Source organism: Geodermatophilus sp. SYSU D00758 (assembly GCF_054049955.1).
In genome coordinates this window covers 78,798-94,894 of sequence record NZ_JBJGYK010000005.1, presented here as the reverse complement: position 1 = coordinate 94,894, position 16,097 = coordinate 78,798, and the positions used below count along the sequence as shown (strand labels likewise).

Sequence of the window (16,097 nt, the reverse complement as noted above, 5' to 3'; positions counted from 1 at the left end):
CCGCCCCGGCGCGGGTCGCGTTCCACGTGGAACGGCGTCCCGGCGGCACCATGGCGACGCCCCGGCGGGGCCGCTCTCCGACGGACGGACGGACGGCCGCGCCGCCGGGCGCTGCCGTCCTCGGGGCACGCCGAGTGCCCGGCGCACGGGGTGGTGCGCCGGGTCGGCGGGGCTGCGCTGGGTCTCCGGTCCCGGCTCTGGCCGGGGCCCGGTGGGTTCAGGCGGCGGCCAGGGGTGAGGCCAGGATGCGGATCTGGGTGCCGTCGGGGCGCCAGGTGCGCCAGCGGCCGTCGGGTCGGCGTTCGACCCGGAACCCGTGGTGCACCTTCGTGTGGTGCCGCTCGCACAGCAAGGCACTGTTCGCGAGGCTGGTCTCCCCGCCCAGGGCTCACTCCAGCAGGTGGTGCACGTCGCACCAGTGGGTCGGTGCCCCGCAGCCGGTGAACACGCAGCCCCGGTCGCGGCGCTCCACCGCGCGGCGCAGGTGGGGTGGCACCACGCGGTGGGCGCGCCCGACGTCGAGGGGTGTGCCGTCGGGGCCCATCACGATGCGGGTGACCGCGCCGTCGCAGGCCAGCCAGCGGGCCCGGGCGGCGGAGATCGTGGCGCCGAAGCCCAGCTCGGCCGCGCCCGGGCCGGTGGCGGGGTCGATGAGGTCGGCGGCGTCGAGGACCACGGCCACCTGCGGCTTCACCGTGCGCGGCGTGGACAGCGTCCCGGCGGCCAGGTGCAGATCGCAGAGCTGGACCAGGGCGTCGGCCTGCTGCTGGGCCCGGGTGCGCGCGTCGCCGGCGCAGCGCCCGGCCTGCAGGATGCTCTCCAGGGCGGCCTGGAGCTTCTCCCCGCCGGCGGCGTCGAGCTCGAAGCGGCCGGAGATCGACCCGTCGGCGTGCTTGGCGATGCTCAGCCGGCGGCCCTCGGTGGGGTCGGGCTCGGCCCCGTCGGGTCCAGGCCGGCCAGGTAGTGCCGCACCGCGTGGACGAGGTCGGCGTGCGGGAGCCCGGCGGCGACGCCGGTGAGCAGCCGGTCGATTTCGCCGAGGTCCACGCCCTGGGCTCGTGCGGCGGCGAGCCTGTCCTCCCCGGGTGATCGGCGCGACCACGGCGACGACCTCGGCCGACACCGCGCCGGCGGCGTGCGCGGCCGCGAGGGCGGGCAGGTGCGCCAGCGCGCGGCCGGCGCGGACCAGCCCGGCCGCCGCCGAAGTCGACATGCGCCCGTGCCCGCGCAGCCAGGAGGCCATGGTCTTGAGCCCGTCGCACTCCGCCGCTCCGGCCAGCTCACACGCCCGCACGGTGCGGGCGACCTCGGCGGCCAGCCGGTGCTGCGCGACCAGCAACCCGCCGAGGCGGGTCAGCAGTTCCGGGCCGAAGGCCGAGGTGAGCTCGGCCGCGGACAGGTCGTCGATCGCGTTCGACAGCCGCTCCACCGCCGGGTCACCTCCCGCTCCACCGTCTCGAACGTGTGTACGGATACTACCGCCGGGCAGGGGTCACCGCACCGTGAACTTCCAGGTCAGCCCGCTGTTCACAGATCGGAGCCGGAGGTTGACGGGGACGTGCACCCGACAGCAGACGAGCGCGCATGACGGGGTCAGTGATGTGCAGCCGTGCTGCGCGACCTGTGACGGAGCACGCCAGGACCGCACACGTCCGGCCGACGAGAAGGCTGACGAGCGGACCAGGGCGGGCGGTTGACGAGGCCGTGCACCCCGACAGCAGACGAGAGGGTCATGACGGGTGGGAGATGTGCAGCCGCGGCGCACGATCCGCTGGAACTGCACCGCGACCGCACAGCGCCGGCCGACGGAACGTCGGGCCGCGGCAGAGCGCGGCACCACGGCGGAGCGCCGACCCGGGCTCACTCAGCCCAGGGGGCGGACCAGGCGACCGAGGGCCAGGCGCGCGAGGGGGGCGTACCCGAGCACGAGCGGGGCCGGGCCGGTGAGGCGCAGGCCGGTCGTCGTCCCGCCCGCCGGGGCGGGGGCCACCCAGTGCAGCAGCCGCACCCGCACGGGGCCGACCCCGACCGTCCACGCCCACTCCCGGGCGGCGTCGTCCACGGCCTCCACCTCGAACGGGAGGCCCGGCCCGACCGGGCCGAACACCCGGCCGCGCAGGCCGGCGGCCAGCCGCTCCCCCGGCACCTCGACGCGGCTGATCTGCGGCGACCACTCCCGCCAGCGCGCGGGCCGGGCGTAGCGGTCCCACACCTCGGCCGGCGACTCCGGGCCGCTCGCGTGCAGGGTCAGCGTGGTCACCGCGCCTCCTCGGGGCCGGGTCCGGGCAGCGGGCGCTCCCGGCACTGCACGACGACGGCCAGCAGCCCCCCGGCACTGCCGGTCTCGTGCTCCTCGCCCGGCGCCCACAGGGCCGCCGTCCCGGCCGCCACGGGACGGCGCTCGGCGTCGGCGCCGGCGACCCAGCCGGCGCCCTCCACCACCACCAGCAGCTGCCACAGGGCGGTGGGGTGCCGGCCCAGCCGGCCACCGGCCGCCAGGCGGACGACGTCGACCGCGAACCCGTCCTGCGGGGCGAGGACCCGGGCCACGGCCCGCAGCCCGACGCCGGCGCTGCCGTGCGCCGTCATCCCCCGCTCGGGCACGGCCAGCAGCTCCACGCCGGCACCATGCCCCGCGGGCGGCACGGCCACCCCTCGCTCAGGCGGCGGGCCCCCCGAGCAGCAGCTGGCGCAGCATGTGCATCGCGAGGGTCACCGAGCGGTGCCGCACGGCCGCGCGGTCGCCGGGCAGGACCACCGACCGCGGCTGCCGCCCGTCCGGGCCGACGGCGCACAGGTGCACCGTCCCGACCGGCTTGTCCGCCGTCCCCCCGCCCGGCCCGGCGATGCCGGTGATCCCGACGCCGACGTCGGCGCCGAAGCGCTCCCGCGCGCCCTCCGCCAGCGCCGCGGCCACCTGGGTGCTCACCGCGCCGTGCCCGGCCAGCACCTCCGACGGAACGCCGACCAGCGCCTCCTTGGCCGAGTTGGCGTACGAGGCGACCCCGCCGAGCACCCACGCCGAGGACCCGGCCCGCTCGGTGAGCCGCGCCACCAGCAGCCCGCTGGTGCACGACTCGGCGGTCGCCACCGTCAGGCCGCGGTCGGCGAACGCCCCGGCCACCAGGTCGTCGACCGTCGGCCCGGTCGAGAAGAGCGTGTCGGGGTAGGTCCCGTGCAGCACGGCGCGGAGCCGGTCGTAGGCGGGCTGCGCGGCGGGGGCGAACCGGGTGACGATCTCCAGCTCGCCGTCCCGCAGGCAGGTGGTGATCTCCAGGCCGTCCAGCCCGGCGTCGTGCTCGCGCAGCGTGGCGGCGAGCTGGGCCTCCAGCGTCCCCCACAGCCGCACCGTCTCCTGCCGCAGCTCCGGCGCGCCGGCGAGCACCCGCTGCACCGGCTCGGAGGCGAGAGCGGCCGGCCACATGCCCCGCAGCTCCGGCGGCGGGCCCGGCAGGACGACGACCGGCGGCCCGCCGCGCCCCTCGGCCGGCGGGACGACGAGGCCCGGCGCGGTGCCCACCGGCGGCAGCACCGTGGCCCCGGCCGGGACGAGCGCCTGCTTGCGGGTCCCGGCGGCGGTCGCCTCGGGGTCGGCCCGCCACCCCCGGCGGGCCATGAACCGCTCGACGATCCCGCCGATGTGGGCCTCGAGCTCGGGGTCCACCGCGGACGGGCGGCCCTGCGCGTCACCGACCACCTGGGCGGTGAGGTCGTCGGCGGTCGGCCCGAGGCCACCGGTGGTGACGACCAGGTCGACCCCCGCGCCGGCGAGGAAGGCCAGGGCGGCCCGCAGGTCGTCGACCCGGTCCCCCACGACGAGCACCGACCCCACGTCGACCCCGCGGCGGCGCAGCTCCTCGGCCAGCCAGGGGCCGTTGCGGTCGGTCACCCGGCCGGTGAGGACCTCGGTTCCGGTGACCACGATCCCTGCGCGCGCACCCACCCGGCCGACCCTAGGCCCCGGCCCCCCGCGCGTCTCCCGGACGCGGGCCCGCCGCCGCCCTACCGTTCGGGGAGGACCGGTCCGCCCGAGGACCCCGGCGCCGCCGGGACGGCGCCCGAGCGAGGAGGAACCGTGAGCCAGCCGACGACCGCGACGCCGGACGCCACCCCGAGCACCCAGGCCATCACCGTCGGGACGGCACCGCACGCGACCGCGCAGCTCCCGCCGGTGCCGGCCGAGGCCGCGCCGGCACCGCGCCCGTCCGCCGACCCCGAGCCGGGCGTCCAGCCGACCGGGCCGGTCGGCTTCGTCCCCGGCCTCCCCGGGGCCGGGACGGCGGCACCCACCCCCGCTCCCGCGGCCGCGCGCCGGTCACCGCGGACCCCCGAGCAGCGGGCCGGGCTGCGCTGCGCCGGTCTCGCCGGGGTCTCCCTGGCCCTCCTGCAGGCCGGGCTGCTGGTCGGCGCCGACGGGACGGCGCTGTGGTCCGCCGTGCCGCTGTGGTCGGCCTTCGCCACGATCGGCACGCTGCTGGGCCTGCTGCCCGCCGCCGGCCGGCTGGTGCGGCGGGCCCGGCTCGACCCCGGCACGGCCTGGCAGGTCGCGGCGGGCGGCCTCACCGGCGTGGCGGTGTTCTGGGTGCTCGTGGTGCTGCCCGGGGTCGCCAGCGACCGCGGCTTCGTGCTGACCGCCGCCCTGGTCGCGCTCGGCGCGGCGCTCTGGACCGCCCCGGCCCGCCGGGGCTGAGCCACCGGCAGGACCACCGCCGCGGGACCACCGGCCGCGGGAACACCGGGGGCGGTGCGGTCCGCTCAGCCGCGGCCGCGCCCGTTCCCCCCGCCACCGCCGTTGCCACCGCCGTTGCCACCGCCGTTGCCGTTGCCGTTGCCGTTGCCGTTGCCGGCACCGTCGCCACCGCCGTTGCCCCCGCGGTCGCCGTCCGCGCCGCCCCGGCGGTCCCCGTCCCCGTTGCCGGCACCGTTCCCGTCGCCGGGGTCGTCCACCGCGGTGTCCCCGGCCGGCGGGGCCGCCGCCGGCGCCGAGGGAGGCTCCGGCGCGGCCGGCGGGACGACGGGCGGCTCCGGTGCCGCCGCCGCGTCGCCCGACCCGCGCACCGAGGCCGACACCGGGACCACCGCACCCTCCGCAGGACCGGGCGCGTCCGGCGTCCCCGCCGGTGCGGACGCCTCCACCGCACCCTCCGCCGGGTCGGGCAGCGGGGCCGGCAGGTCGGGCAGGACGGCGACCCGCAGCGTCACCAGGTCCCCGGCCGCCAGCCGGCCCACCGGTCCGACCCGGGTCACCGTGCCGGGCAGGACGTCGTCCCGCTGCTCCTCGGCCCGCTGGACCCGGAGCCCGGCGGCCACGAGCTCGGCCTCGACCTCGGCGACCGGCCGGCCGACCACCGCGTCGGCCGACACCAGCACCCCGGCCTCCGCCTCGGCCGCCGGCAGGGACCCGGCCCCGGAGACCAGCTGCAGCCCCCCGGTGGCCAGCGCCGCGCCGACCAGCAGCGCCGCCGCGGGCGCCAGGAGCCGCCGCCGCGGGGCGCCCACGCGCGGCATCGGGACCGTGCCGGCCGGCGCCGGGGGCAGCTCGCGGCCGCTCTGCACGTCGACGACGGCGGCGGCGAGGGCCGCGCCGTCGGGGAAGCGCTCCGCGGGGTCCTTGCACAGCGCCCGGGCGACCAGCCGGCGCAGCTGCTCGGGGACGTCGTCCGGCAGCGGGTCCGGCTCGTCGTGCACGTGGGCCACCGCGATGCCCACGGCGCTGTCGCCGTCGAACACCCGCCGCCCGGCCAGGCACTCGTAGGCGATCGCGCCCAGGGCGTAGACGTCGCTGGCCGGCGTGGCGCGCCCACCGGCGGCCTGCTCGGGCGAGAGGTAGTGCGCGGTGCCGACCACCTGGCCGGTGCCGGTGAGCGGTGCGCAGCCGGCCGAGGAGGCGATGCCGAAGTCGGTGACCTTCACGACCCCGTCGGGCCGGACGAGCACGTTGGCGGGCTTCACGTCCCGGTGCACCACCCCGGCGGCGTGGGCGGCGCCGAGCGCCTCGGCGGTCCGGCGCACGAGCTCCAGGGTGCGGGCGGGCCCGAGCCGGCCCTCCCGGCGCAGCAGCGCCGACAGCGGCTCCCCCTCGACCAGCTCCATGACCAGCCAGGCGACGGTCTCGCCGTCGACCGGCTCCTCGCCGTAGTCGTGCAGCGCGGCGATGCCCGGGTGCAGCAGGCGGGCGGTGTGCCGGGCCTCGGCGCGGAACCGGGCGAGGAACACCGGGTCACCGGCGTACTCGGCCCGCAGCACCTTCACCGCGACGACGCGGTCGAGGAGGGTGTCCCGGGCCCGCCAGACGCGGCCCATCGCGCCGCCGGCGACGGGCTCGAGCAGGTCGTACCGGTTGCCGAGCGTGCAGGCCCCGCGCTCGAGCACCCCGCCTCACCCCCCGTCGCGACCCTCCCCGGGCACGACGCTCCGGGGGCACGACGCCCTCGGTGCCCGGGGAGGGCTGGGCGTGAAACCCGCGCCGTCAGCCCTCCCCCGTCCAGGGGACCCCGTCGTCGACCCGTTCCCGGCTCTCCGGCGTCCCGCCGGGATCGGTGGTCCCGGAGGGCGACGGCGGCGCGACGGACGTGCTCGTCGGGGTGGCGGAGGGGTCCGGCGACGGCTCCTCCTCGACCGTCGACGGGGACGTCGCGGGCGTGGTCGGGGAGGGCTCCGCGGGCACCCGCCCACCGGGCAGCTCCCGGCCGGCGGTGGGGTCCGGGCGCGGGTCGTCCACGGGCGTGACCGCGGCGCCCCGCTCCGGCTCGGGCCGCTCCTCGGGGGCCGTGCTCACGGCGGGCCCGTCGGGGGCCCCGGCCTCGACCGGCGCCTCCGGGGCCGGTGCCCGCGACGGCGGGGCCGGCGAGTCGTCGGCAGGGGGCACGGCGTAGACGAGCAGGACGTCCTCGCCCGGTTCGAGCGGCACGCCGGTGGGGTCGACGGCGGTCACGCTGCCCGGGTCGGCCGCGCCGGTCACCTCGGGCCGGCGGTCCACCACGAGGCCGAGCGCGGCGAGGGTGAGCGCGGCCTCGTCGACCGGCCGCCCGACGAACTCCCCGGCGTCGAGGACGACGGGCTCCCCGGCCGTGGTCCGCGCGGCCGCCTGCGTGGCCGGCGGTGGGTCCCCGGGCAGGACGGTGAGGACGGCGGCGGCCGCCCCGGCGCCGAGGAGCAGCGCCAGGAGCGGGACCAGCACCGCCGCACCGCGCCGCCGGGCGGCCGGCGCCCGGTGGGTGCGGCCGCCGGGCACCGCACGGGCGACCTCGGCCGCGGGCACCGCCGCCACCGCGCGGGTGGGCGGCGGCTCGGCCAGCCGGCGGCCGGCCCGCAGGTCGCCGATGGCGGCCACGAACTCCGCGCCGTCGGCCATCCGGACGCCGGGGTCCTTGCTCAGCGCCCGGCGGATCAGGGTGCGCAGGCCCGGGGGCAGCTCGGTGGACAGCGGCTCGGGGTCCTCCCGGACCTGCTTGAGCGCGATGGTGACGGCGTTGTCCCCGTCGAAGGCGGGGTGCCCGGCGAGGCACTCGTAGCCGACCAGGCCGAGGGCGTAGACGTCGCTGGCCGGGGAGGCGTGCAGCCCCTCGGCGACCTCCGGGGCCAGGTACTGCGGGGTGCCGATGACCTGGCCGGTCCGGGTGAGCGGCACGCTGCCGGCGGACCAGGCGATGCCGAAGTCGGTGATCTTCACGCTGCCGTCGGCCCGGACGAGGATGTTGCCCGGCTTGACGTCCCGGTGCACCAGCCCGGCCCGGTGCGCCTGGGCCAGCGCGGAGGCGGTCTGCTCCAGCAGGGTCAGGGTCCGCTCGGGTGCCAGCCGGCCCTCCCGGTGCAGCACCGCCGACAGCGGCTCGCCCTCGACCAGCTCCATGACGAGGTAGGCCAGCGTCTCGCCGCTGCCGTCCTCGGCGCGGGCCTCGCCGTAGTCGAACACCGCCGCGATGTTCGGGTGGTTGAGCCCCGCCGCGTGCTGGGCCTCGGCCCGGAAGCGGGCACGGAAGGTCGGGTCGCCGGTGTACTCGCTGCGCAGCACCTTGACCGCGACCGGGCGGCCGAGCAGCTCGTCGGTCCCCCGCCAGACCTGGCCCATGCCCCCGGAGGCGATCAGCTCGGTGAGCGCGTACCGCCCACCCAGCTCCCGCCGTCCCGGCTCCACCACCGTGGCCACCCCCGCCTGCCCGCCACCGCGATCCACGACCCCGCACACCCGACCCGCCACCGGCGCACCCGGCGGCGGGCAGGGCCCGCCGTTGCCATTGTGACGGGAGAGCGCCCCCGTGGTGGGCGTGTCGCGTGTGATCGCTCTCCCGTGCCGCCCGCGGACGGCGCCGGGCCGCGGGCCCACCTCCCCGGGAGCCCGGTGCCGCACGCCCCGTGGCCGTCCGGCGCGGGCCGGCGCGCCGGGCGACCCGGGCGTTGCGCCGACGTTGCGCGTTCCCCGGCCGGTGCTTGCCAGGCGCAACCGTCGACTGTGACGGTGGACACCCCGGCGCCGGGTGAGGGCGCCGGTCCCGCTTCCCGACGAGAGGACGGTCCCCCATGACCAACGCCGCCGAGCAGGCCGAGGAGAAGGCGCCCGTCGAGGCCACCGCGGTCCCCGACATGACCGAGGTGCTGGCCGACGCGCCCACCAACTGGGGCAAGTGGGGTCCGGACGACGAGGTCGGCGCGCTCAACTACCTGACCGCGGACGAGGTGCTGCGCGGCATCCGGCACGTCAGCCAGGGCAAGGTCTTCACCCTCCAGCGGCTGATCGGCGACCCGAAGGGCGACCCGGTCTGGCCCGGCCGCACGCCCGCGGAGCGCACGATGATCCTCGACGAGTCCACCTGGGACTCCCCCGACGCACCGCAGTTCCCCGGCGGCCTGCACTACGCCGACGACAAGATCAACGCCTTCCTGCAGGGGTCCACGCAGTACGACGCGCTCGGGCACGTCTGGTACGGCGGGCAGATCTGGAACGGCTACGACGCCCGGACGACGGTCGGCGGCATGGACCGGGCCAGCGTCGAGCCGATCGCGCGCAAGGGCGTCGTCGGCCGCGGCATCCTCCTCGACATGGCCCGCTTCCGCGGGAAGGACACCCTCGACAAGGGCGAGACCTTCACGCACGAGGACCTCGTGGCCTGCGCCGAGGCGCAGGGGGTGCGGATCGAGAAGCGCGACGTCCTCGTCGTCCGGACCAACTTCCTGCAGCTGTTCCACGAGCAGGGCGAGCGGTTCTACGAGGGGTTCAACGAGCCGGGGCTGGTCTACAGCCCGGAGCTGGTGCGCTGGTTCCAGGAGATGGAGATCCCCAACCTGGTCACCGACACCATCGCCAACGAGGTGACCTTCGACCCGAACAACGGCACCGCCCTGCCGCTGCACTGCGCGCTCATGCGCAACCTGGGGGTCACCCTCACCGAGATCGCCGACCTCGAGGAGCTCGCCGCCGACAGCGCGTCGGACCGGCAGTACACGTTCCTCTACGCGGCCGCCCCGCTGAAGATCCACCAGGCGACCGGCGCGCCGGTCAACCCGATCGCGGTCAAGTAGCCGGCCATGAGCAGCTACGACGACCGGCCCTGGCTGGCCCTCTACGGGGACCAGCCGGCCGACTACGAGATCGAGTTCGGCGACGCCCTGGAGATGTTCCGCGCCGGGCTCGCCCGGGACCCCGACGGGGACGCCCTCCGCTACTTCGACGGGCGCATCTCCCGCCGGGAGCTCGACGAGATGAGCGACGCCCTGGCCGCCGGGCTGCGGGCCGACGGGTTCTCGCCCGGCGACCGCCTCGCGGTGTACCTGCAGAACGTGCCGCAGTTCGTCATCGCGATGGTCGCCACCTGGAAGGCCGGCGGCATCATGGTGTCGATCAACCCGATGAGCCGGAAGCGGGAGCTGTCCTACCTGCTCGCGGACTCGGGGGCGACCGTCCTCGTCTCGCTGGAGTCGCTCTACGACCAGGTCGCCCGCGAGGTCGTGCCGGACACCGACGTGCGGCTGGTCCTCACCACCAGCGAGCTGGAGTTCCAGAGCCGGGACGACGAGCGGCTCTTCGCCGGGATCGGCCGGCAGCGGCACGAGGGCACCACGGACCTGCTGGAGTTCATCGGGCAGCACCGCGGGCAGGCGCCGCCGCCGGTCGAGCTGGGGCCGGACGACGTCGCGTTCCTGACCTACACCTCGGGGACGACCGGCGTCCCCAAGGGGGCGATGAACACCCACCGGAACGTGGTGTTCACGGCGCAGGTCTACCGGGACTGGGTGCACGCCGGCCGGGACGGCGCGATCTTCGGCATCGCCCCGCTGTTCCACATCACCGGGCTCATCGGGCACATCGCGGTGAGCATGCTGGCCCCGGCGCCGCTGGTCCTGGCCTACCGGTTCGAGCCGCAGGTGGTCCTCGACGCGCTGCTCGAGCACCGGCCGGCCTTCACCATCGGCGCGATCACGGCGCTCAACGCCCTGCTCGGCGCACCGGGGTTCACCCGGGACCACTTCTCCTCGTTCACCTCGGTGTACTCGGGCGGCGCGGCGATCTCGCCCACCGCGGAGAAGCGGTTCCTGGAGGCCACCGGCATCCAGGTGCACAACGCCTACGGCCTGACCGAGACCACCTCGCCGATGACGGTGACGCCGTTCGGCTCGCCGTCGCCGGTCGACCCCACCTCCGGGGCGCTGTCGGTCGGGGTGCCGGCGCCGAACACGATCGTCCGCATCCAGGACGACGACGGGCGGGACCTGCCCCTGGGCGAGGTCGGCGAGATCGTGGCCGAGGGGCCGCAGGTGGTCGCCGGCTACTGGGGCAAGCCGGAGGAGACGGCGGCCAACCTGCCCGGCGGGGCGCTCAAGAGCGGCGACGTCGGCTTCATGAACCCCGAGGGCTGGGTGTTCATCGTCGACCGCAAGAAGGACATGATCAACGCCTCGGGCTACAAGGTCTGGCCGCGGGAGGTCGAGGACGTCCTGGCCGAGCACCCGGCGGTGCGGGAGTCCGCGGTCGTCGGCGTCCCGGACGAGAAGCGCGGCGAGACCGTCAAGGCCTACGTCAGCGTCGTCCCTGGGGCCGGGGTGACGGCGGAGGAGCTCATCGCGCACTGCAAGGAGCGCATGGCCGCCTACAAGTACCCGCGGCAGGTCGAGCTCATCGAGGAGCTGCCCAAGACGGTCACTGGCAAGATCCTCCGCCGGGAGCTCCGCGACCGGTGATCAGGTGACCTGATCCCCGCGGGTCCTGGCTCACCGCCGGTGGTGGGCCAGGACCCGCCGCGGTGAGCCAGGACGCCACCCGGACGCCACGCCGGGGTGACCACCCGGGCGGCACGCCGGGGGGACCGCCCGGGCGCCCGGTCACCGGGCCCCGGGGCGCGACGACAGACGACGAGAGGAGGGCGACGATGCCCGAGACCGTGACCCGCGAGGACGCCGGCGGCGTCGCGACGATCACCCTGCAGCAGCCGGGCCTGACCCACCAGGTGCGCCGGGAGCTGCGGGAGGTCGTGGAGGAGGTGCACGCCGACGCCGAGGTGCGGGCGGTCGTGCTCACCGGCAGCGGCCGGGCCTTCTGCGTGGGCCAGGACCTCGGCCAGCACGTGCAGGCGCTGCGCGGCGACGCGGCGAGCTCGCTGCGCGTCGTGGAGGAGGAGTACAACCCGCTGGTGCTGGCGCTCTCGGCCCTGCAGGTGCCCGTCGTCGTCGGCGTCAACGGCGCCGCGGCCGGGGCGGGGCTGGGCCTGGCGCTCGCCGGCGACCTGCGCGTCGCCGCCGCCGGGGCGAAGTTCACCACGGCCTTCGCCGGCATCGGGCTCTCCAGCGACTCCGGCCTGGCCTCCCGGCTGGTGCACTGCGTGGGCGGGTCGCGGGCCACGGAGCTGCTGATGCTGGCCGAGCCGTTCGTGGCCGAGACGGCGGCGGCGTGGGGCCTCGTGCACCGCGTGGTCGAGGCCGACCGGGTGCGGCCGGAGGCCCAGGCGCTGGCCGCCCGTCTGGCGGGTGGCCCGACCGCCGCCTACCGGGCGATCAAGACGGTCCTGGCCACCGCGGCGACCGACCCGCTCGAGGAGACCCTCGCCCTGGAGGCGCGGCTGCAGACGGAGCTCGGCCGCACCGCCGACCACCGCGAGGCGGTGGAGGCGTTCCTGGAGAAGCGGCCGCCGCGGTTCACCGGCCGCTGAGGTCGGCAGCGAGGTGACCTCTGGGTGGGGGGGTCAGCATCCCTGCCGGGGGCACCCCCTTGTCATCCGGGCGTGACGACTGCGGGTCTGCGAGTGCCCCTGTCGGCCCGGCCGGCGCCATCGGTCGTCTGCTCGTGTGAGAGCACTCGTGTGAGAGCAGGAGTCCGACCGAGGGCCTGCCGGGCTGGTGGCGCGGGCGGAGGGCCGGCCACGCTCCCGCCGGGGCAGCTGTCCGGCCTGTGGCCATGGCTGGTGAGAGCAGCCCGCCGCGGGCCGCTTCGACACCCGGCTCGAGGGCGGGCTGCAGAGTTCGATGAGTTTCGCTCGTGCGCGCTGTCAGGAGAACGACAACCACCGATCGCTGCCGAATCGACCGGGGAGCTTCTCTTGGGACGACTGATCGTCAACAACGCCGTCACCGTCAACGGCGCCTTCGAAGCACCGGTACCCGAACCCGACGGGTGGCTCGTCCTGGACCCCGACAGCCAGCACGCCTCGCTCGAGAAGTGGCAGGCAGCCGACGCGATGGTGATCGGGCGCAAGACCTACGAAGGCCTGGCCGCGGTGTGGCCGCAGATGGCAGACGTCCCTGGGTACGAGGCCTACGCGCATCGGATGAACAGCATGACCAAGTACGTCGCGTCCCGGACACTGAGCGGGCCGCTGACCTGGAATGCCACCCTGCTCGAAGGCGACCTGGCCGACAGCGTGAACGACCTCAAGGTCGAACACCCCGGCAACCTGATCGTCACCGGTGCCGGCGAACTGGCCCGCAACCTCATGGCCCAGGACCTCGTCGACGAGCTCTGGTTCTCGGTGAGCCCCTACCTCTGGGCAACCGGGCCCCGGATCTTCGACGATCTCGGCGCCGTCCGGCTGGAGCTCATCGCCACTACGACATTCCCGTCGGGTGCGGTGCTCCTGCGCTACCGGCCCGCCCCCGCAGACAGGACCTCCACCGGACGAGCCTCGTGAACCGCGTCCCTTCCGACATGCGCCGCAAGGGCAGTCGGTGGGCATGCTGGTCCGGAGACGCCCGTCGGGGGATCAACGCTGGTGACCTCGGGAATGGGCTCTCCACCCGGAAGTCACCTCGCTGCCGACTCACCGGCCGCTGAGCCCGGGGTCCGGCCCCGGCACGGCCCCGGTCAGCGCGCGGTCAGGACGACGCAGGCGGGGCACACGTCGCGGGACGCCGGCGGCCAGGACTTCCCCACCGCCACCCGGGCCAGCGAGCCGCAGAGGGTGAGCTCGCAGGCGCCGTCGACCTCGCTGGTCGGCCGGTGCAGCTCGACGGCGTGCCAGAGGGCCGCGGTGGGGCCGTGCGCCCGGCTGCGGGCCGCGCTGACGGCGGGTGCGCGGGCGGCGGGCGCGGTCTGGGCGAGGGTCCGGGGCGTCATGCCCCCGAGTACGGCAGGCCCGGCCGCGTCGCACAGCGGGGCGTCGCACCAGGTCACCCGGACGGGTGAGCGAGCGCCGCGACCGGGTGGCGGGCCCGGCGCGCGACCACCGCCGGTCGGGGGGCAGGATCGGGGGACGCCGCCGGCGGGCGGCGAGCCGCAGCCGGCGAGAGGGGACGGCCGGGCAGCGGCCGGCGAGGAGGGAGAGCCGTGGAGCTGACCAAGCACGGGCACGCCTGCGTGGTCCTCAGCGAGGACGACCGCCGGCTGGTCGTCGACCCGGGCGCGTTCACCGACCCCGCCGCGCTGGCGGGGGCGAGCGCCGTCCTGGTGACGCACGAGCACGCCGACCACTTCGTCCCTGACGTGCTGCGGCGGGCGATGGACGACGACCCCGCGCTCGAGGTCTGGACCAACGGCTCGGTGGCCCGCCAGCTGGAGGGCCTGGGCTCCCGGGTCCACGTGGTGGGCGACGGCGACGCCGTGGAGGTCGCGGGGTTCGACGTGCACGTCCACGGCGAGCTGCACGCGCAGATCCACCCCGACGTCCCGCGGATCCCCAACGTCGGCTTCCTCGTCGGGGGCCGGGTGTTCCACCCGGGTGACGCGCTCACCGTCCCGTCGGAGCCCGTGCCGGTGCTGCTGCTGCCGGTGCACGCGCCCTGGAGCCGGACGGCCGACGTCATCGACTACGTGCGGGCGGTCGACGCCGACCAGGCGTTCGCCGTGCACGACGGGCTGCTCAACGACACCGGCCTCGGCGTCGTCGGCGGGCTGCTGGGGGAACGCGGGCCCGGGACCCCCACCCCGTACAGCCGGCTGACCCCGGGGGACACGGTCGAGCTCTGAGGTGCGCGAGCTCTGCGGCGACCGTGCCCCCTCGGGGCCTGGGGTCAGCGGACGGCGCGGTTGCGACCGGAGTAGCCGGCGAACGCACCGACCAGGATCACCGCGGCGACGACCGCCAGGATGAACCCGAGCACGTTGAGCTCGAAGATGTCACCGGTGCCGAGCAGGCTGGCGATGAAGCCACCGATCAGCGCGCCGACGACACCGAGCAGCATGGTGGCGAGGATGCTCATCGGCTGCCTGCCCGGCTTGATGAGGCGGGCGAGGGCCCCGATGATCAGCCCGACGACGATCAGTCCGAGGATGTCCCAGAGCATGGCGCTCTCCCTTGTGTCCCTGGGCGCACCCGGTCGGTGCGCCCGTCCGGGCGGGTCTCTACCCGCAAGATCACCGTACAACCGCGGGGGCCCTCACCCGGCCGGGTGACTCACGCCGTTCGAGCCTGCTCGACGTGGGGTTCCAGCTCGTCCAGCTCGCCGTCGACGGTCTGCTGGACCAGCCGCTGGAGCTGCCGGCGCTGCAGCCGCCGGGCGAGCCGGCGCCGGCCGCGCGCCTCGAGGGTGACGGTGATCGTGACCCGTGTCGCCTCCGGCCCGGCGTCGGCCATCTCGATGCGGGTGGTCCACGTCTCGCCGGTCAGGTCCAGCCGGGTGGCCACCTCGCGGCACGGGGTCCAGGTGACGATCTCGCCGCGGGGCGCGCCGGCCGGCGGCGCCGCCCCGTCGGCGAGCCGGCCGGGTGCGCAGACGAAGCGGGTGCCGCGCCCCGGCGGGCCGTCGCCGTCGACGACGTAGGACACGTCGCACACGGCGCAGTAGGGCGCCAGGACGGCGAGCGCCCGCCAGACGAGGGCGCGGTCGTGGGGCACCTCGCGGGTGCCGCTCGCGGTGGTCATCGCCGACGACGGTAGCCGCCGCCGGGCGCGGTGCCCCCCGCGCGGCCCGCGTCGGCGAGCCCGGGCGGGGTCAGCGCCCGGGGACCGAGACCTCGAACTCCACCTGGCTGACGTCCGGCCGCAGCCGCGAGAAGCTGTGCACCTGCGGCCGGCCGGCGCTGTCGCGGACCGTCGTCCGCACCACCAGCAGCGGCGAGCCGGCCACCACGCCGAGCACCTCGGCCTCGTCGGGCGCCGCGGTGCCGACGTCCACGACGATGCGGGCGTGCGCCAGGTCGGCGTCGTACTCCCGGCGCAGGAAGTCGTAGAGCGAGCCCTCGCTGAAGTCCTCCTCCGCCGCGCGGGGGTAGACGTCGGCGGCCATGAAGCTGTGCGCCACGTGGTTGGGCAGGCCGTCGAGGCTGCGCAGCCGCACGAGCTGCACGACGTCCGCCGCGGGCTCCAGGCCCAGCTCGCCGGCGACCGAGGGCGGGACGGAGACCACCCGCTGGGTGAGCACCGTGGTGCCCACCTGGGCGCCCTGCTCGGTCATGACCGAGCTGAACCCGGCGATCCGGTGGACGAAGCTCTCCCGGTACTCGTGCCGGATGGCCGGCCGGGTGACGTAGGTCCCGCGGCCCTGCTCGCGCACGAGGTGGCCGTCGGCGACCAGCCCGTCGACGGCGCGGCGCAGCGTGATGCGGCTGACCCCGTACTCGGCGCACAGCACCGGCTCGGGCGGCAGCAGCGTGTGCTCGGGCAGCGCGGAGACCCGGCGGCGCAGGTGCTCCCGGACCGCGAGGTACTTCGGCCCCGACACGGTGCTCGTCACGA

Annotated in this window: 16 protein-coding genes; 6 read left to right on the top strand and 10 right to left on the bottom strand. The window is 76.6% G+C overall.

All coding sequences use genetic code 11. The features are described 5' to 3' along the window. Window positions 1-388: 388 nt before the first annotated feature. From ACI8AC_RS05550 to ACI8AC_RS05535, 4 genes are all read right to left on the bottom strand, one after another. Window positions 389-1,429, bottom strand: coding sequence for a DUF222 domain-containing protein (locus ACI8AC_RS05550; protein WP_456895979.1), 1,041 nt, complete (start codon window positions 1,427-1,429; stop codon window positions 389-391). 435 nt (window positions 1,430-1,864) lie between these two features. Further along, on the bottom strand, window positions 1,865-2,260 hold the full coding sequence (locus ACI8AC_RS05545; protein WP_456895977.1) for an SRPBCC family protein: 396 nt from the start codon (window positions 2,258-2,260) through the stop codon (window positions 1,865-1,867). Then, complete coding sequence (locus ACI8AC_RS05540; RefSeq protein ID WP_456895975.1) at window positions 2,257-2,619, bottom strand: hypothetical protein; 363 nt, start codon at window positions 2,617-2,619, stop codon at window positions 2,257-2,259. Before ACI8AC_RS05540 ends, ACI8AC_RS05545 begins: the two co-directional genes overlap by 4 nt. 40 nt (window positions 2,620-2,659) lie before the next feature. Next, window positions 2,660-3,943, bottom strand: coding sequence for a competence/damage-inducible protein A (locus tag ACI8AC_RS05535; RefSeq protein WP_456895973.1), 1,284 nt, complete (start codon window positions 3,941-3,943; stop codon window positions 2,660-2,662). 132 nt (window positions 3,944-4,075) lie between these two features. Between ACI8AC_RS05535 and ACI8AC_RS05530 the strand changes: the two genes are divergently transcribed. Beyond that, the gene (locus tag ACI8AC_RS05530) at window positions 4,076-4,690 is read left to right on the top strand and encodes a hypothetical protein (protein ID WP_456895971.1); all 615 of its coding nucleotides are present in this window, start codon (window positions 4,076-4,078) and stop codon (window positions 4,688-4,690) included. A gap of 65 nt (window positions 4,691-4,755) precedes the next feature. On the opposite strand, the gene ACI8AC_RS05525 is transcribed toward ACI8AC_RS05530, so the two are convergent. Both ACI8AC_RS05525 and ACI8AC_RS05520 read right to left on the bottom strand, forming a co-directional pair. Continuing rightward, window positions 4,756-6,372 (bottom strand): serine/threonine protein kinase, encoded by a 1,617-nt coding sequence (locus tag ACI8AC_RS05525; RefSeq protein ID WP_456895969.1) that lies wholly within the window; start codon window positions 6,370-6,372, stop codon window positions 4,756-4,758. A 97-nt stretch (window positions 6,373-6,469) separates the two neighbouring features. Continuing rightward, window positions 6,470-8,149: a protein kinase domain-containing protein gene (locus ACI8AC_RS05520; protein ID WP_456895967.1), complete on the bottom strand. Its 1,680-nt coding sequence runs from the start codon at window positions 8,147-8,149 to the stop codon at window positions 6,470-6,472. Between the two features lie 371 nt (window positions 8,150-8,520). Between ACI8AC_RS05520 and ACI8AC_RS05515 the strand changes: the two genes are divergently transcribed. The 4 genes from ACI8AC_RS05515 (at window position 8,521) to ACI8AC_RS05500 (ending at window position 13,115) form a co-directional block, all read left to right on the top strand. Next, window positions 8,521-9,519: a cyclase family protein gene (locus ACI8AC_RS05515; RefSeq protein WP_456895965.1), complete on the top strand. Its 999-nt coding sequence runs from the start codon at window positions 8,521-8,523 to the stop codon at window positions 9,517-9,519. 6 nt (window positions 9,520-9,525) lie between these two features. Then, window positions 9,526-11,175, top strand: coding sequence for an AMP-binding protein (locus tag ACI8AC_RS05510; RefSeq protein WP_456895963.1), 1,650 nt, complete (start codon window positions 9,526-9,528; stop codon window positions 11,173-11,175). Between the two features lie 188 nt (window positions 11,176-11,363). Continuing rightward, complete coding sequence (locus tag ACI8AC_RS05505; RefSeq protein ID WP_456895961.1) at window positions 11,364-12,140, top strand: enoyl-CoA hydratase-related protein; 777 nt, start codon at window positions 11,364-11,366, stop codon at window positions 12,138-12,140. A gap of 387 nt (window positions 12,141-12,527) precedes the next feature. Continuing rightward, window positions 12,528-13,115: a dihydrofolate reductase family protein gene (locus ACI8AC_RS05500; RefSeq protein WP_456895959.1), complete on the top strand. Its 588-nt coding sequence runs from the start codon at window positions 12,528-12,530 to the stop codon at window positions 13,113-13,115. A 173-nt stretch (window positions 13,116-13,288) separates the two neighbouring features. Here ACI8AC_RS05500 and ACI8AC_RS05495 read toward each other — a convergent pair whose 3' ends face one another. Beyond that, window positions 13,289-13,540, bottom strand: a complete 252-nt coding sequence (locus ACI8AC_RS05495) for a hypothetical protein (RefSeq protein ID WP_456895958.1) — start codon at window positions 13,538-13,540, stop codon at window positions 13,289-13,291. A gap of 210 nt (window positions 13,541-13,750) precedes the next feature. Here ACI8AC_RS05495 and ACI8AC_RS05490 point away from each other — a divergent pair, with 210 nt between their 5' ends. Further along, a complete protein-coding gene (locus ACI8AC_RS05490) occupies window positions 13,751-14,389 on the top strand; it encodes an MBL fold metallo-hydrolase (RefSeq protein ID WP_456895956.1) in 639 nt (212 codons plus the stop codon). A gap of 44 nt (window positions 14,390-14,433) precedes the next feature. Here ACI8AC_RS05490 and ACI8AC_RS05485 read toward each other — a convergent pair whose 3' ends face one another. The 3 genes from ACI8AC_RS05485 to ACI8AC_RS05475 form a co-directional block, all read right to left on the bottom strand. Continuing rightward, complete coding sequence (locus tag ACI8AC_RS05485) at window positions 14,434-14,706, bottom strand: GlsB/YeaQ/YmgE family stress response membrane protein (RefSeq protein WP_456895954.1); 273 nt, start codon at window positions 14,704-14,706, stop codon at window positions 14,434-14,436. Between the two features lie 110 nt (window positions 14,707-14,816). Continuing rightward, a complete protein-coding gene (locus ACI8AC_RS05480) occupies window positions 14,817-15,284 on the bottom strand; it encodes an SRPBCC family protein (protein WP_456895952.1) in 468 nt (155 codons plus the stop codon). 70 nt (window positions 15,285-15,354) lie between these two features. After that, entirely contained in the window at window positions 15,355-16,095 is a 741-nt protein-coding gene (locus tag ACI8AC_RS05475) for a GntR family transcriptional regulator (protein ID WP_233517663.1), read from the bottom strand. Window positions 16,096-16,097: the final 2 nt, after the last annotated feature.

What these genes read in the sequence shown, in the direction of transcription:
- ACI8AC_RS05515 (WP_456895965.1), top strand. Translation starts at nt 8,521, where the DNA reads ATGACCAACGCCGCCGAGCAGGCCGAGGAGAAGGCGCCCGTCGAGGCC.
- ACI8AC_RS05510 (WP_456895963.1), top strand. Translation starts at nt 9,526, where the DNA reads ATGAGCAGCTACGACGACCGGCCCTGGCTGGCCCTCTACGGGGACCAG.
- ACI8AC_RS05505 (WP_456895961.1), top strand. Translation starts at nt 11,364, where the DNA reads ATGCCCGAGACCGTGACCCGCGAGGACGCCGGCGGCGTCGCGACGATC.
- ACI8AC_RS05495 (WP_456895958.1), bottom strand. Translation starts at nt 13,540, where the DNA reads ATGACGCCCCGGACCCTCGCCCAGACCGCGCCCGCCGCCCGCGCACCC.
- ACI8AC_RS05485 (WP_456895954.1), bottom strand. Translation starts at nt 14,706, where the DNA reads ATGCTCTGGGACATCCTCGGACTGATCGTCGTCGGGCTGATCATCGGG.
- ACI8AC_RS05480 (WP_456895952.1), bottom strand. Translation starts at nt 15,284, where the DNA reads ATGACCACCGCGAGCGGCACCCGCGAGGTGCCCCACGACCGCGCCCTC.